Here is a 14,559-nt window from a genome sequence, read left to right as displayed (position 1 = left end):
GGCGCATGACCGCGAGCCCTGATGACTACTTCTCGGCGCCGACACTGGCCGGCAGGCACGTGCGCCTCGAGCAGCTCGAGCCGCACCACGCCGCCGGGGTGCTCGGGGCGTCGGACGACGACGAGGTCTTCACCTGGCAGGCGTTCGCCCGGCCCGCCACGATCGAGCAGGCCGAGGCGCTCGTCGGTCTCTACCTGACCAAGCCCGGCACGGTCCCTTGGGTCCAGGTCGACCAGGCATCAGGTGAGGTTGCCGGCCTCACGACCTACTACGACATCGACCCCGCGGTCCGCACCGTCGCGATCGGCTCGACCTGGCTCGGCCGGCGCTTCTGGCGCACGGGCGTCAACACCGAGGCCAAGCTCCTGCTGCTGCGCCACGCGTTCGACGACCTCGACTGCGCCCGCGTCGTCTGGCACGTCGACATCAAGAACGAGCGCTCGCAGACCGCAGTCGCCCGGATCGGCGGCGTACGCGAAGGCGTGCTCCGCAAGCACCGGATCCGTCGCGACGGGTCGTGGCGCGACACCGTGCTGTTCTCGATGACCGACGACGAGTGGCCGACGGCTCGCGACGCGCTCGAGCGGCGGCTGGCCGTCAGCGCACCGTGACCGGGAACCCGTCGCGTACGGCCGCCAGCACTGTCGAGGCCGCGACTGCCTGGTCGACCAGCGCTGCCGTGTCGACGCCGTCCGGCACGACCAGACGGATGGCGACGTCGCCCGACGTGATGAGCCCGTTCTCGATCTCGAGCGACACGTCGACCTGCACGTCGTCGATCGTGTCGTGGCGGACCGCCGCGACGTAGCGGACGTCGTTGGCGAGGCAGCCGCCGATCGCGAGCGCGAGCAGCTGTCCCCCGTTCATGCCGGCTCCGGCTCCCCCGGCGACACCGGCCGGCCGGTCGACGACGACGGCGTGCGCACCCGTGCGTCCCTCGGCCGCCTGGGTGCCGGGAATCGTCCGGAACGTTGCCTGGATCGTCGTCATTCAGCCAGTCTGCCCCTCTTGTGCTCGAAGATCAGGTTGGTCTCGGTCAGCGCGACCTCCGGCGCCGAGCTGAGGTGGTCGACGACGAACGCCCGCAGGTCGTCGGGATCCTGCGCGGCGACGTGCACGTGGAAGTCGTCGGCACCGGCGAGGAAGTAGACGTTGAGCACCTCGGGCATCCCGGCGAGCCGGTCGGAGAACTCGTTGATCGCGCCGCGGGCGTCGCCGCGCAGACGCACCGCGATCATGGCCTGGATCGGTCGGCCGATCCACGCCGGGTCGACCTCTGCGTGGAAGCCGGCGATGACGCCGCGGTCCACCAGGCTGCGCAGCCGGGTCAGGCACGTGGAGGCGGCGATGCCGACCTTGTCGGCCAGCGCGTTGTTGGGCAGCCGGCCCTGACGGCGCAGCTCCGCGACGATCCTCTGGTCGATGTCGTCGAGCTCGCGAACATCATTCGGCACGGGCACTCCTGCGGGTCGCGGTTCGGTGTTATGGGCGGTGGTGCCCCATCATACAGAATCTTGTTCGCTCAGTTGCGCACTGAACCGCAGTTGATTCACCATGGAAGCACTATTCCGTCTGAAGGAGCACGTCATGCTGGTCGGTGTCCCACGCGAGGTCAAGAACCACGAGTACCGCGTCGCGATCACGCCCGCGGGCGTCCACGAGCTGACGCGGCACGGCCACGACGTCGTCATCGAGCACGACGCCGGCCTCGGCTCGTCGATCACCGATGACGAGTACGTCGCGGCGGGCGCCAAGATCCTCGATCGCGCCGACGACGTCTGGGCTGACGCCGAGCTGGTGCTCAAGGTCAAGGAGCCGATCGCCGAGGAGTACGGCCGCATGCGCCGCGGCCAGACGCTGTTCACCTACCTCCACCTCGCCGCGAGCCGCGAGTGCACCGACGCCCTGTTGTCAGCGGGCACGACATCGATCGCGTACGAGACGGTGCAGCTGCCGGACCGCTCGCTGCCGCTGCTGGCACCCATGTCCGAGGTCGCCGGCCGACTCGCCCCGCAGGTCGGGTTCCAGCACCTCATGGCGAGCAACGGCGGCCGCGGCGTGCTGCCCGGCGGCGTGCCGGGCGTCTACCCCGCGGACGTCGTCGTCATCGGCGCAGGCGTCTCGGGCGTCAATGCCGCCGAGGTCGCCCGGGGCATGGGTGCCCGCGTCGAGATCCTGGACCTCGACGTCGCCAAGCTCCGCCAGGTGGACGCCCGCTTCGCCGGCATGATCACGACCGTGGCGTCCAATGCGTTCGCGGTCGAGAAGGCCGTCACCCGCGCCGACCTGGTCATCGGCGCGGTGCTGGTGCCCGGCGCCAAGGCACCCAAGATCGTCAGCGACGACCTCGTGGCACGCATGCGGCCCGGCTCCGTGCTGGTCGACATCGCGATCGACCAGGGCGGCTGCTTCGAGAGCTCGCACGCCACGACCCATGACGACCCGACGTTCAAGGTCCACGACTCGATCTTCTACTGCGTCGCCAACATGCCGGGCGCCGTGCCGCGCACGTCGACGTACGCGCTGACCAACGTGACCCTGCCCTACGCCGTGGCGCTCGCCGACAAGGGCTGGAAGAAGGCCGTGACGGACGATGCGGCACTCGCCGGTGGCCTGAGCACGCACGACGGCCAGCTCGTCAACGCCGCCGTCGGCGAAGCCCTCGAGCTCGAGGTCACCCCGCTCGACCAGCTCTGAGCTGGCTCAAGGACCGAGGGGGACGTACGGGCGGGCTTCTCGGAGCGCCTTGTTGGCCAGCCCGGCCAGCAGCACCGCGACTCCTGCCGCGCCGACCGTGACCGCGAACGCGGGCGTGTGCCCGCCCTCGTCGGCGAGCCGTCCGGCGATCGAGGCGCCCAAGGCATACCCGATCCCGGTCGCCCCGGCGAGCAGCGTCATCGCGGTGCCGACCCGGTGCACCGGCACGAGGATTCCGGCAAGGGCGAAGTTGCTGATCATGTAGGGCGCCACGGCGAACCCCAGCAGCGCGATGACCAGCACCAGCGAGCCGATCGAGTCGACCAGCAGCAACGGCGCCGACAGCAGGAGCAGACCGATCGCCGCGACGAGCATCCGCGTGGCGTACAGGATGCGCTCGGGCAGGGCCGTGATCGCGAGCCCGGCGGTGACGCTGCCGATGCCCAGCACCGCGTGAATCAGTCCCGCGCTGCCGGCGTGGCCATCGGCGCGGGCCAGCACCGCGGTGCCGGTCTGGACGCTGCCGAAGATCGTGCCGATGCACAGCTGCGCGACCACGAGCACCGCGAAGGCGACGGACCACAGCGGTTCGGAGCCGGCCCCGCCGGTCGTCGACCGTTTCGCGACGAGCTCGGAGGTCCAGTGGATCGCGAACCACGACCCGAAGACCGCGAGGATCGCCGCCGCCGCCAGGAGCGCGCCGGAGGGTTCCGCCAGGATCGCGAGGACACCGATCATCGCCGGGCCGAGCACGAACGACGCCTCGTCGGCCGCCCCTTCGTACGAGAACGCCGCGTCCACCAAGCGACGTTGATCGCCCTCGTCGCGCGTGATGGGGCGCCAGCGTACGCGCGCCAGCGGCCCTACCTGGGGCATCGCGAACCCGGTGACGCCGGCCACCGCGAAGATCAGCGCCCGCGAGGCGTCGGGACCCGTCACGAGCACGACCGACGCGAGACCGGCGGCGCCGACGAGCGACTGCACGAGCACGACGGGCCGCTGTCCGATGCGGTCGGCGAGCGCGCCGGCGAGCGGTGAGCCGATGGCGTTGGCGATCGCGAGGATGCCCGCCGCGGCGCCGCCCGCGCCGTAGCTGTCGAGCTCGGAGCTCACCAGCACCAGGACGCCGAGCTGGCTCATGGCAAGCGGGATCCGCCCGAGGAAGGCTACGAGGATGTAGGCGGGCCCGACGATCCGCAGGAGTGCGCGGTAGGCGGCGATTGCTGACACAGCCTGACAACTGTAGGGCACCGGCGGCCTCGATAGGGTCGGAGCATGCCGCCATCAGCCGCGAGACGGTCGACGTTCGCGATCTTCGCCCTCAACGGCTTCCTCCTCGGCATGTGGGTCGTCAACATCCCCGAGATCCGCGACCGCACGGGCGCCAGCACCGTGGTGCTGGGCTACCTGCTGCTGCTCCTGGGTGGCAGCGCGCTGCTCGGCATGCAGGTCGGCGGCCGGCTCATCGACCGCTTCGGCAGCCGCGTCGTCGTGGTGATCGCCGGACTCGCGCTGAGCGCGTGCCTCGTCGGGCCCGGCCTCGCGACCAACGTCCCGGTGCTCGCCGTCGCCCTGGCGCTCCTCGGTGCGTTCAACGGCGTCATCGACGTGTCGCAGAACGCCCAGGCCGTCGAGGTCGAGCGCGCGTACGGCCGGCCCATCATCAGCGCGTTCCACGCGTTCTTCTCCCTCGGCGGGCTGCTCGCATCGATCACCGGCGGCGGTCTGATCGCCCTCGACGTCGACGTCCGCCTGACCCTCGCCGGCGCCGGCACGCTCGGCCTGGTCCTCACGCTCGCGGTCCGGCCCACGCTGCTGCCGCCCTCGCCCGGCACGATCCGCGAGTCCGGTGTGCCGCGCGCCCACGCGCCGTGGACGCCGCGAGTCGTCGTCCTGTCGCTGCTCGCCTTCATGCTGCTGCTGTCGGAGGGCGTCGCCTACGACTGGAGCACGGTCCACCTGCACGACTCCCTCGACGCCAGCAAGACGGTCGCCGCCTGGGCCTTCGGCGCGTTCTCGATCACGATGACGCTCGTGCGCCTGGTGGCCGACCGCGTCGTCGCGCGCATCGGCGCTGCGGCGTACGTCCAACGGGCCGCGCTCGTCGGTGCGGCCGGACTGCTCGGGGCGGCGCTCGCGCCCAACCCGGCCGTGGCGATCGCCGCCTGGGCGGTCTTCGGTGTCGGGCTCGCCGGATGCGTCCCGCAGTTCTTCAGCGCCGCCGGCAACATCGACCCGGCCGCGGCCGGCACCTACCTCGCCCGGGTCACCGGCACCGGCTACCTCGGGCTGCTCGCGGGACCGGCGATCATCGGCATCCTCACCAACTGGGTCTCACTCACCACGGCGTTCGCGGTGCCGATCGTCGGGTGCCTGCTGGCCGGCCTGCTCGCTCCGTCGGCGCTGCGCAAGGAAGTGGCATGACGAGGCCGTTGGCCGAGATCATGGCGCCGGACTGGGCCGAGGCGCTGGCGCCGGTCGAGGACCAGATCCACGCGATGGGCCAGTTCCTCCGCGACGAGATCGCCGCCGGGCGTCCCTACCTGCCGGCCGGCGACCGCATCCTGCGCGCGTTCGCCGAGCCGATGTCGGACGTACGCGTGCTGATCACAGGCCAGGACCCCTATCCCACCCCTGGTCATCCCGTCGGGCTGTCGTTCTCGGTGGCGCCAGACGTGCGCCCGCTCCCCCGCAGCCTCGTCAACATCTTCACCGAGCTCGAGGCCGACCTCGGCATCCCGCGGTCCCCGTCCGGCGACCTCACCCCGTGGGCCCGGCAGGGAGTGCTGCTGCTCAACCGCGTCCTGACCGTGCGACCCGGCGCGCCGGCCAGTCATCGCGGCAAGGGCTGGGAGGCCGTCACCGAGCAGGCGATCCGGGCGCTCGTCGCGCGCCGCACCCCACTCGTGGCGATCCTTTGGGGCCGCGACGCACAGGGCCTGGCGCCGATGCTGGGCGACGTGCCGCGCATCGAGTCGGTGCACCCCAGCCCGCTGTCGGCCTCGCGTGGATTCTTCGGCTCCAAGCCTTTCAGCCGGGCCAACGAGCTGCTCGCCGCCCAAGGCATCGAGCCCGTGGACTGGCGGCTGCAGGTCTAGGCAAACCGTCGCCGACCGGTCCCTGCAAGGCGTACCTTGTCTGAAACCACCGTGATCAAGGGGAAAACACCATGCGCCGTAGCTCGATGATGCGTTGGATGCCCGTCGCTGCCTTGGTCGGCGGTCTCATGACCGCCGCCGGAGCCAGCCAGACCGTCTCGGCGGCCGCCTCGCCCGGCGCGGACTCCTGCGCACCCAGCGCGGCGCGGGTGACCAAGGGCAGCACCGCCAAGGAGCCGGCGCTCTACTCCAAGAACGAGGCGAACGCCTACGGCGTCCTCAAGGATGCGCCCCGCCTGCCCAACGGCAGCGTGCACATCCCGACGGTCTTCCACGTCGTCTCCGACCACGCGCTCTCGACCGCGGAGAAGACGCGCTGGACCACGATGATCACGGCCCAGATGAAGGTCCTCAACGACTCCTACTCGGGCAGGACCGCCGCCAACGCCGCCAACTCGCCGTTCCGGTTCGGCCTCACCAGGATCACCTGGACGATCAACCCGGCGTGGTACACCGTCGTGCCCGGCAAGAACGAGCGCGACATGAAGCAGGAGCTCTACGAGGGCGACTCCACGACGCTCAACGTCTACTCGGCCAACATCGGCGCGGGGCTCCTCGGCTGGGCCTACTTCCCCAAGGGCTACAACCACGGTCGCGACTTCATCGACGGCGTCGTGATGCTCGACGAGTCGATGCCCGGCGGCAACCAGGGCAAGTACTCCCTCGGCGACACCCTGACCCACGAGGTCGGCCACTGGTTGATGCTCGAGCACACGTTCAAGAGCGGCTGCTCGGCGTCGGGCGACTTCGTGGCAGACACCCCGCGCGAGGGCCAGGCGCAGTTCGACTGCCCCACCGGCGCCGACACCTGCACCGCACCCGGCAAGGACCCGATCCACAACTTCATGGACTACAGCCAGGACTCCTGCATGAACATGTTCACGGCCGGTCAGGTCGAGCGCATGAACGACGCATGGGTCGACTTCCGTGCGGGCGGCGCCGGCTAGGAGCGTTGGGCCCCTGCTACCCCTAGGCTGAGCGGGTGGCCAACGACAACCGAATCCGCGATCGCGCGGTCGTCATCGACGACGGGCTCGCCCACCTGCAGCGCTGGGGCCTGCGGATCATCGTCATCGGAGTGGCGGCCTGGGTCGTCAGTCAGTTCATCGGCACGATCTGGATGGTCATCTATCCTGTCTCGCTGGCACTGATCGTCACGACGGTGCTCGGTCCGCCCGCCGCGTGGCTGCGGTCCAAGGGCTGGCCGGACGCGCTCGCCGCCGTCGCGATCGTGCTCGGGTTCATCGGCGCAGTCGTCGGCAGCATCGCGTTGCTCACTCCCCAGGTGGCGGGCCAGGCCGACGAGGTGGCGGCCGGGGCGTCCGACGGCCTGCAGGAGATCCACGACTGGTTGACCGGCAAGCCCCTCAACCTCTCGGAAGGACAGATCACCAGCGCCATCTCGGCGGTCCAGGACAAGCTCACCGAGAGCGCCAGCGCGATCAGCTCGGGAGTCTTCACGACGATCGGCACGGCAACGTCCGTCATCGTCAACCTCGTGCTGGTCCTGATGCTCACGTTCTTCTTCGTCAAGGACGGTCACAAGTTCCTGCCATGGGTCAAGGCCATCGGCGGTCAGCGCGCCGGCGTGCACCTGGTCGAGGTGCTCGAGCGGTCCTGGGACACGCTCGGCGGCTTCATCCGCACCCAGACCTTGGTCGCCCTGATCGACGCCGTCATCATCGGCGGCGGTCTCGCGATCCTCGGCTCGCCACTGGCGGTCCCCCTCGGCGTCGTCACGTTCTTCGGTGCGTACATCCCGATCATCGGTGCGTTCGTCAGCGGCGCGCTCGCGGTGCTCGTCACGCTCGTCACGAACGGCACCAACGATGCCCTGATCGCGATGGGCATCGTCGTCGCCGTGCAGCAGCTCGAGGGCAACGTCCTGTCGCCGTGGCTGCAGGGCAAGAACATGAACCTCCACCCCGCTGTCGTCCTGCTCTCGGTGACCGCCGGCAGCACCCTGTTCGGCATCACCGGGGCCTTCCTCGCGGTGCCGGTCGTGGCGACGGTCGCCGAGATCCTGCGCTACCTCAACGAGCGGATCGACGACTCCGTCTCGGTCCTGGCACCCAAGGAAGACTCGGAGTCCGCCGAGACTCTCGCCGAGGACTGACCAGGTCGTGACGCCCGATCTCGCCGAGCTCGCCGCCGAGCTGCCCGATGGAGCGTTGCTGACCGACCCGGACCGCATGGCCGGCTATCGGTGGGACCGGGCCAACGACCCCGCAGCAGGGGTCCCACTCGCGGTCGTACGCGCGACGTCGGCCGCCGACGTACAGGCAGCCGTACGTTTTGCCAGCCGGCACGGCCTCGCGGTCGTCCCCCGTGGCGCCGGATCGGGGCTCTCGGGCGGGGCATCGGCGCTCTCCGGCTGCCTCGTCGTCTCCCTGGAGCGCATGCGGGCGATCGACGTCGACCCGGCGACCCGCATCGCTGTCGCCGAGCCCGGCGCCCTCAACGCCGAGGTCAAGGCCGCTGCCGCCGAGCACGGGCTCTGGTACCCGCCGGACCCGTCGTCGTACGAGATCTGCTCGATCGGCGGCAACGTCGCGACCAACGCAGGCGGGCTGTGCTGCGTCAAGTACGGCGTCACGAGCGACTACGTGCTGGGCATGACAGTGGTCCTCGCCGACGGCACGCTGGTGGAGCTCGGCGGTCCACGGCTCAAGGACGCTGCCGGGCTGTCCCTGACCAAGCTGTTCGTCGGCAGCGAAGGCACGCTCGGGATCATCACCCGCGTCGTGCTGCGGCTCGTGCCGGCGCAGCGCCCGCCCTGCACGCTCGTCGCCACGTTCGCGTCGCTCGACGACGCCACCCGGACGGTTCTCGACATCACCCGCACGATGCGCCCGGCGATGCTCGAGCTCATGGATCGCACCTCGATCAATGCCGTCGAGGACGTCACCAAGATGGGTCTCGACCGCACTGCCGAGGCGATGCTGGTCGTGCAGTCCGACGAACCGGCGACCCACGGCGTCGCCGAGATCACCGAGGTCACCGCCCTGTGTCAGGCCAACCGCAGCACCGAGGTGTTCTCGACCGATGACGCCGACACCGGTGAGGCGTTCGTCTTGGCGCGCCGCATGGTCATCCCGTCGCTGGAGCGTCAGGGGTCGCTGCTGCTCGAGGACGTCGGCGTCCCGGTGCCCGAGCTGGGCGCGCTGGTCCGCGGCATCGAGGCGATCGCTGCCGAACACGTCATCACGGTCGCGGTGGTCGCCCACGCCGGCGACGGCAACACGCACCCCCTGATCGTGTTCGACGCCTCCGATCCCGACGAGACCGCGCGCGCCCAAGCGGCATACGGTCAGATCATGGATCTCGCGATCGGCCTCGGCGGCACGATCACGGGCGAGCACGGCGTGGGCCGGCTCAAGAAGGAGTGGCTGCCGGCCTACCTCGGCCCCGAGGTCATGGACCTCAACCGCCGGGTCAAGGCCGCCCTCGATCCGCAGGGCATCCTCAATCCCGGTGCCGTGCTCTGACGCCTGCCAGACTTCAACGACCGAACCGAGGAGGACCGATGGCAGCCGAGACCGCGCAGACGCTAGACCGTGGGCTGCGCATCCTCGGCCTCGTCGCCGCGTCGGAGTCCCGGTTCACGATCAACGAGATCGCCGAGTCGCTGGGGATCAGCCGCACCGTGGCCTACCGGCTCATCGTCACGCTCGAGGAGCACGACCTGCTGCATCGCGACGAGCATGGCCGCATCGGCGCCGGGTTCGGCATGATGGCGTTCCGCAACGCGTACCTGCCCGAGCTGAAGTCACGGGCGACCCCGGCGCTCACGCGGCTCGCCGACGCCACTGGGACGACGGCGCACCTGACGATCGCCGACGGCGAGGACGCGGTGGCGCTGGTCGTCGTCGAGCCGAGCCGCAGCGACATGCACGTGGCCTACCGGGTCGGTGCGCGTCACCCCCTCGATGCCGGTGCGGCGGGCAAGGCGATCCTCCTCGGTCGCGCCGACGGGGACGGTGTCGCGAGCACGTCCGGCGAGCTCCAGCCCGGTGCTGCCGGGCTGGCGGCGCCGGTGCGGGGCGTGCCAGGCCTCGAGGCGTCCGTCGGCGTCGTCAGCCTCCACGACATCGACGCCAGGACCGTCGAGCCGCTCGTGCTCGCGGCCGCCAAAGCCGTCGCCGAAGCGCTGGCCTAAGCCCTCGTGCGGTGGATCTTCCACCGTATGAGCGGCCATACGGTGGAACATCCACCGCTCAGGCGTAAACGTGGAGAATCCACCGCTCAGGGGGAGGTGAGCGTGCCGGCGACCTCGCCGAGGGTGACCGTGCCGGCGGTGGCGCGCAGGATGACGGTGTCACCGTCCTGGAGGTACGTGCGCGTGGCCCCGTCGTCAAGGGTGAACGGCTCGGTGCCACCCCATGACAGCTCGAGGAACGATCCTCGCTGAGCGCGCTCGGGGCCGGAGATCGTGCCCGAGCCGTAGAGGTCGCCGGTACGCAGCGAGGCGCCGTTGACCGTCATGTGGGCCAGCATCTGCGCGGGCGACCAGTACATCGAGCCGTACGGCGGCCGCGCCACGACGGTGCCGTTGACCACGACCTCCAGGTCGATGGCGTATCCGGCCGGCTCGGCGACCTGCAGGTAGTCCAGCGGCTCCGGGTCCTGTCCCGGCAACGGCACCCGCGCATCGTCGAGCGCGGCGAGGGGGGTGATCCACGGCGAGATCGAGGTCGCGAACGACTTGCCCAGGAACGGCCCGAGCGGGACGTACTCCCACGCCTGGATGTCGCGGGCCGACCAGTCGTTGAGCAACGTCACGCCGAACACGTGATCGGCGAACGCCCCGGCCGGCACGGGCTCGCCCATGCGGCTCGGGGCACCCACGACGAAGCCGAGCTCAGCCTCGATGTCCAGCGCCTCCGACGGCCCGAAGCGGGGACGCCCGTCCGGTCCGGGCCGGCGTTGACCGGCGGGGCGGACGATCGGGGTGCCCGACGGGACGACGGTGCCGGCGCGACCGTGGTAGCCGACCGGCAGGTGCCGCCAGTTCGGCAACAAGGGCTCGGCGTCGGGGCGGAAGATCCTGCCGACGTTCGAGGCGTGGTTCAAGGAGGCGTAGAAGTCGACATAGTCCGCGACCGCGAACGGCATCTGCATCTCGACCTCGGCCAGCGGGATGCACCCGACCGACGAATCGGGCAGGACGTCCTGCAGCCACGCGCGTACGTCCGCCCACACGCCTGCACCGGCCGCCATCAGCGGTGCCAGGGACGGTCCGGCCAGGACGGCCGGGTCGAACCCGGGCGGCGATGCCGACGCCAACGCCGCGAGGTCGATGACGTCGTCGTCGAGGCGTACGACCACGAGGTCACGGCCTGAGCGCGACGCGACGCCGTACGGCAGGTGGTCGATTCCGAATCCGGTCATGCGATCAGTCCCAGCTCGAGGAGGTCTTCACAGGGTTCGGCCACACCGCAGCAGCCGAAGCCGCGGAACGTCTCGCGCACGGCAGCGGCGTCGTCTGCAGTCCACGACCCGATCTCGGCCGCCAGCCTGCCACCATCGCGGATCGCCAGCACCTCAGCCGCCTCGCCGGTCGCCGCACCAGCCAGCAACCGGCGGACCGCGACCATGACGTTGACGAACCCGTGCTGCTCGAAGCCCGTCCCGGCCTGGGTGTTCCGCACGGCGCGGTGCAGACCCGCGGTCAGCTTGAACCGGCGCGGCACCAACGCGGCGAGCACCGCCGCGAGCTCCTGCTCGTCGGGGTACGCCGACGCCTCGACCCCGCCGGTGCGGAACTTGACCTGCCAGCCGGCGGCGCTGATCTCGTCCGCAGCACCGATCCATCCTGTGCCGGGGCCGGCCGGCGCACGCGGCAGCTCGACCGACACCGTGACGCCGTCCGGGACGGTCAGCGCAGAGATCAGCTCCGCCGCCGACACGTCGCCCAGCGGGAGCTCGAACGCGATCACCCGGACGTGGGGGAAGTCGTGCAGGTCGGCGACCGACTGGTCGAGCCCGCCCGGGCTCGAGGTCGCGATGATCCCGATCTCCAACGGCTCGTCGGTCAGCCCCGCCACGCGAGCGACATCCGCGTCGCGGACCAGCAGCGGCCCGATCAGCGGGGCGTATGCACTGGACCGGTGGGCGAGGTGCTCACGGATCGCGACGTCGAGTGGTGCATTGCCGGGCGGGAACATCGCGGCGTCGTCGACCAACCCGGTGAGACTGGCAGGAATCGGCACGTCCCCACCCTAGCGGCTCATGTTATTATCGGATAGTTGTATCCGTTATCCGGACACAGGAGTCCTCGTGGCCCACTACCGCAGCGTCGGGCAGATCCCGCCCAAGCGCCACACCCAGTTCCGTACGCCCGAGGGTGCCCTGCACCGCGAGGAGCTCATGGGCGAGGAGGGCTTCTCGAGCGACTCGTCGCTGCTCTACCACCTGGGCGTCCCGTCGGGCATCGTCGCGTCGGAGGTCTGGGACCTGCCCGACCACGCCCCGACCGCCAACCACCCGCTCAAGCCGCGCCACCTGCGCCTGCCCTCGCTGTTCGCCGACTCCGACCCGGCGACCACGGATCTCGTCACCGGCCGCCGCCTCGTGCTCGGCAACGGTGACGTCCGCATCGCGTACGTCGTGGGCAGCGCGCCCTCGCCCCTCTATCGCAACGCGGTCGGGGACGAGTGCGTCTTCATCGAGGCCGGCTCCGGCACGGTCGAGACGGTCTTCGGCGCGCTGTCGTTCCGCACCGGCGACTACGTCATCATTCCCCGCGCCACGACGCACCGCTGGGTCCCTGACGGCGTCGTCAAGGCATACGCGATCGAGTCCAACAGCCACGTCGCACCGCCCAAGCGCTATCTGTCGCGCTACGGCCAGCTGCTCGAGCACGCGCCCTACTGCGAGCGCGACCTGCACGGACCCGACGCGCCGCTGCTCGTCGAGGGCACCGACGTCGAGGTTCTGGTCAAGCACCGCGGCTCCGGTGCCAACGGCATCGTCGGCAGCCGGATGACGTACGACACGCATCCCTTCGACGTGGTCGGCTGGGACGGCTGCCTCTACCCCTACACGTTCAACGTCTCGGACTACGAGCCCATCACCGGCCGCGTGCACCAGCCCCCACCGGTGCACCAGGTGTTCGAGGGGCAGAACTTCGTGGTCTGCAACTTCGTGCCGCGCAAGGTCGACTACCACCCGCTCGCGATCCCGGTGCCCTACTACCACTCCAACGTCGACTCCGACGAGGTCATGTTCTACGTCGACGGCGACTACGAGGCCCGCAAGGGCTCGGGCATCGACAAGGGCTCGATCTCGCTGCACCCCGGCGGGTACGCCCACGGGCCGCAGCCGAGCGCGATCGAGGCGAGCCTCGGCGCCGAGGCGTTCGACGAGCTCGCGGTCATGGTCGACACGTTCCGGCCGCTCGAGCTCGGCGAGGGCGGGCTCGCCGCCGAGGACGACGCGTACGCCTGGACGTGGGCCGGCCGGACGCTGGACTCATAGCCGCTGATGCGCCGACACCCTGCTCTGAGAAGGTGGATCCATGAACGCACCGCATGACCTGCTCGACGTCGACCACCTGCTGAGCGACGAGGAGCGGGCCATCCGCGACACCGCCCGCCGGTTCGCGCAGGACCAGCTCGCCCCGCACGTCGCCGAGTGGGCCGAGACCGGCGAGCTGCCGGCCCGCGACATCGCCAAGCAGATGGGTGGCGCCGGCCTGCTGGGCATGCACCTGAGCGGCTACGGCTGCGCGGGCGTCGGCCCCACGGCGTACGGGCTGGCCAGCATCGAGCTCGAGGCGATCGACAGCGGCCTGCGCTCGCTGTTCTCGGTGCAGGGCTCGCTCGCGATGTACTCGATCCACGCCTACGGCTCGGAGGAGCAGAAGCAGCAGTGGCTCCCCGGCATGGCCGCAGGCGACCACGTCGGCGCGTTCGGCCTGACCGAGCCCGACCACGGGTCCAACCCCAACGGCATGCGTACGCGCGCCAAGCGCGACGGTGCCGACTGGGTCCTCAACGGCGCGAAGATGTGGATCACGAACGGCAGCGTCGCCGACGTCGTCGTGGTGTGGGCGCAGACCGACGACGGCATCCGCGGCTTCGTCGTGCCGACCGACACCCCCGGCTTCTCGGGCCGCGCCATCAAGCACAAGATGTCGATGCGCGCGTCGGTCACCAGCGAGCTCACGTTCGAGGACATGCGGCTGCCCGGCTCGGCGCTGCTGCCCGGCGCCGAGGGCCTGCGCGGTCCGCTCGGAGCGCTCAACGAGGCGCGGTTCGGCATCGTCTTCGGCACCACCGGCGCGGCACGCTCGTGCCTCGAGACGGCGATCGACTATGCGACGACTCGCACGCAGTTCGACAAGCCGATCGGCGCGTTCCAGCTGACTCAGGGCAAGCTCGCCGACATGAGCGTCGCGCACGGCACGGCGTTGCTGCTGAGCGTCCACCTCGGCCGGCTCAAGGAGGCCGGCGTCCTCAAGCCCGCGCAGGTCAGCGCCGGCAAGCTCAACAACACCCGCGTCGCCCTCGACATCGCTCGCACGGCGCGGACGATCCTCGGCGCCAACGGCATCTCGGGCGAGTACTCCGTCATGCGGCACGCCAACAACCTCGAGTCGGTGCTGACGTACGAGGGCACCGCCGAGATCCACCAGCTGACGATCGGCCGCGAGCTGACGGGCCTGTCCGCGTTCGCCTAGCTCGCGGTCCTGCGTGAGACG

The 14,559-nt window shown here is 70.6% G+C and carries 15 protein-coding genes; 10 read left to right on the top strand and 5 right to left on the bottom strand.

Going from position 1 to position 14,559, the window contains the following annotated elements:
• The first annotated feature begins 5 nt into the window (after nucleotides 1-5).
• Nucleotides 6-611 (top strand): GNAT family N-acetyltransferase, encoded by a 606-nt coding sequence (locus ASC61_RS11160; protein ID WP_056211893.1) that lies wholly within the window; start codon nucleotides 6-8, stop codon nucleotides 609-611.
• Here ASC61_RS11160 and ASC61_RS11155 read toward each other — a convergent pair.
• Nucleotides 598-990, bottom strand: a complete 393-nt coding sequence (locus tag ASC61_RS11155; protein ID WP_056211891.1) for an OsmC family protein — start codon at nucleotides 988-990, stop codon at nucleotides 598-600. The genes ASC61_RS11160 and ASC61_RS11155 overlap by 14 nt on opposite strands.
• Entirely contained in the window at nucleotides 987-1,454 is a 468-nt protein-coding gene (locus tag ASC61_RS11150) for an Lrp/AsnC family transcriptional regulator (RefSeq protein ID WP_235503539.1), read from the bottom strand. Before ASC61_RS11150 ends, ASC61_RS11155 begins: the two co-directional genes overlap by 4 nt.
• A gap of 133 nt (nucleotides 1,455-1,587) precedes the next feature.
• On the opposite strand from ASC61_RS11150, the gene ald reads away from it, so the two are divergent.
• Nucleotides 1,588-2,697 carry an alanine dehydrogenase gene (gene ald / locus ASC61_RS11145; protein WP_056211887.1) on the top strand — a complete coding sequence of 370 codons (1,110 nt, stop codon included), beginning with the start codon at nucleotides 1,588-1,590 and terminating at the stop codon, nucleotides 2,695-2,697.
• Between the two features lie 6 nt (nucleotides 2,698-2,703).
• On the opposite strand, the gene ASC61_RS11140 is transcribed toward ald, so the two are convergent.
• A complete protein-coding gene (locus ASC61_RS11140) occupies nucleotides 2,704-3,927 on the bottom strand; it encodes an MFS transporter (protein ID WP_056211885.1) in 1,224 nt (407 codons plus the stop codon).
• A 45-nt stretch (nucleotides 3,928-3,972) separates the two neighbouring features.
• Here ASC61_RS11140 and ASC61_RS11135 point away from each other — a divergent pair, with 45 nt between their 5' ends.
• The 6 genes from ASC61_RS11135 (at nucleotide 3,973) to ASC61_RS11110 (ending at nucleotide 10,014) form a co-directional block, all read left to right on the top strand.
• Entirely contained in the window at nucleotides 3,973-5,121 is a 1,149-nt protein-coding gene (locus tag ASC61_RS11135; RefSeq protein ID WP_056211883.1) for an MFS transporter, read from the top strand.
• A complete protein-coding gene (locus ASC61_RS11130) occupies nucleotides 5,118-5,795 on the top strand; it encodes a uracil-DNA glycosylase (RefSeq protein WP_056211881.1) in 678 nt (225 codons plus the stop codon). Before ASC61_RS11135 ends, ASC61_RS11130 begins: the two co-directional genes overlap by 4 nt.
• A gap of 71 nt (nucleotides 5,796-5,866) precedes the next feature.
• Complete coding sequence (locus ASC61_RS11125; RefSeq protein ID WP_056211880.1) at nucleotides 5,867-6,802, top strand: zinc metalloprotease; 936 nt, start codon at nucleotides 5,867-5,869, stop codon at nucleotides 6,800-6,802.
• Between the two features lie 35 nt (nucleotides 6,803-6,837).
• Nucleotides 6,838-7,971, top strand: coding sequence for an AI-2E family transporter (locus tag ASC61_RS11120; RefSeq protein ID WP_056211877.1), 1,134 nt, complete (start codon nucleotides 6,838-6,840; stop codon nucleotides 7,969-7,971).
• Nucleotides 7,972-7,978: 7 nt separating this feature from the next.
• Nucleotides 7,979-9,343 carry an FAD-binding oxidoreductase gene (locus ASC61_RS11115; protein ID WP_056211875.1) on the top strand — a complete coding sequence of 455 codons (1,365 nt, stop codon included), beginning with the start codon at nucleotides 7,979-7,981 and terminating at the stop codon, nucleotides 9,341-9,343.
• Between the two features lie 38 nt (nucleotides 9,344-9,381).
• Nucleotides 9,382-10,014 (top strand): IclR family transcriptional regulator, encoded by a 633-nt coding sequence (locus tag ASC61_RS11110; RefSeq protein ID WP_056211874.1) that lies wholly within the window; start codon nucleotides 9,382-9,384, stop codon nucleotides 10,012-10,014.
• An 86-nt stretch (nucleotides 10,015-10,100) separates the two neighbouring features.
• On the opposite strand, the gene fahA is transcribed toward ASC61_RS11110, so the two are convergent.
• Together fahA and ASC61_RS11100 are read right to left on the bottom strand one after the other, a co-directional pair.
• Nucleotides 10,101-11,246: a fumarylacetoacetase gene (gene fahA, locus ASC61_RS11105; protein WP_056211872.1), complete on the bottom strand. Its 1,146-nt coding sequence runs from the start codon at nucleotides 11,244-11,246 to the stop codon at nucleotides 10,101-10,103.
• Nucleotides 11,243-12,067 (bottom strand): hypothetical protein, encoded by an 825-nt coding sequence (locus ASC61_RS11100; protein WP_157439458.1) that lies wholly within the window; start codon nucleotides 12,065-12,067, stop codon nucleotides 11,243-11,245. The genes fahA and ASC61_RS11100 overlap by 4 nt, the downstream gene beginning before the upstream one ends.
• A gap of 67 nt (nucleotides 12,068-12,134) precedes the next feature.
• On the opposite strand from ASC61_RS11100, the gene ASC61_RS11095 reads away from it, so the two are divergent.
• Nucleotides 12,135-13,334, top strand: a complete 1,200-nt coding sequence (locus ASC61_RS11095) for a homogentisate 1,2-dioxygenase (protein ID WP_056211870.1) — start codon at nucleotides 12,135-12,137, stop codon at nucleotides 13,332-13,334.
• A 40-nt stretch (nucleotides 13,335-13,374) separates the two neighbouring features.
• Nucleotides 13,375-14,538: an acyl-CoA dehydrogenase family protein gene (locus ASC61_RS11090; protein ID WP_056211868.1), complete on the top strand. Its 1,164-nt coding sequence runs from the start codon at nucleotides 13,375-13,377 to the stop codon at nucleotides 14,536-14,538.
• Nucleotides 14,539-14,559 lie beyond the last annotated feature (21 nt).

This window comes from Aeromicrobium sp. Root344, from assembly GCF_001425755.1.
Lineage (GTDB): Bacteria > Actinomycetota > Actinomycetes > Propionibacteriales > Nocardioidaceae > Aeromicrobium.
This window is presented reverse-complemented; position numbering and strand designations above follow the sequence as displayed.

What these genes read in the sequence shown, in the direction of transcription:
- ASC61_RS11160 (WP_056211893.1), top strand. Translation starts at nt 6, where the DNA reads ATGACCGCGAGCCCTGATGACTACTTCTCGGCGCCGACACTGGCCGGC.
- ASC61_RS11155 (WP_056211891.1), bottom strand. Translation starts at nt 990, where the DNA reads ATGACGACGATCCAGGCAACGTTCCGGACGATTCCCGGCACCCAGGCG.
- ald (WP_056211887.1), top strand. Translation starts at nt 1,588, where the DNA reads ATGCTGGTCGGTGTCCCACGCGAGGTCAAGAACCACGAGTACCGCGTC.
- ASC61_RS11135 (WP_056211883.1), top strand. Translation starts at nt 3,973, where the DNA reads ATGCCGCCATCAGCCGCGAGACGGTCGACGTTCGCGATCTTCGCCCTC.
- ASC61_RS11130 (WP_056211881.1), top strand. Translation starts at nt 5,118, where the DNA reads ATGACGAGGCCGTTGGCCGAGATCATGGCGCCGGACTGGGCCGAGGCG.
- ASC61_RS11125 (WP_056211880.1), top strand. Translation starts at nt 5,867, where the DNA reads ATGCGCCGTAGCTCGATGATGCGTTGGATGCCCGTCGCTGCCTTGGTC.
- ASC61_RS11110 (WP_056211874.1), top strand. Translation starts at nt 9,382, where the DNA reads ATGGCAGCCGAGACCGCGCAGACGCTAGACCGTGGGCTGCGCATCCTC.
- fahA (WP_056211872.1), bottom strand. Translation starts at nt 11,246, where the DNA reads ATGACCGGATTCGGAATCGACCACCTGCCGTACGGCGTCGCGTCGCGC.
- ASC61_RS11090 (WP_056211868.1), top strand. Translation starts at nt 13,375, where the DNA reads ATGAACGCACCGCATGACCTGCTCGACGTCGACCACCTGCTGAGCGAC.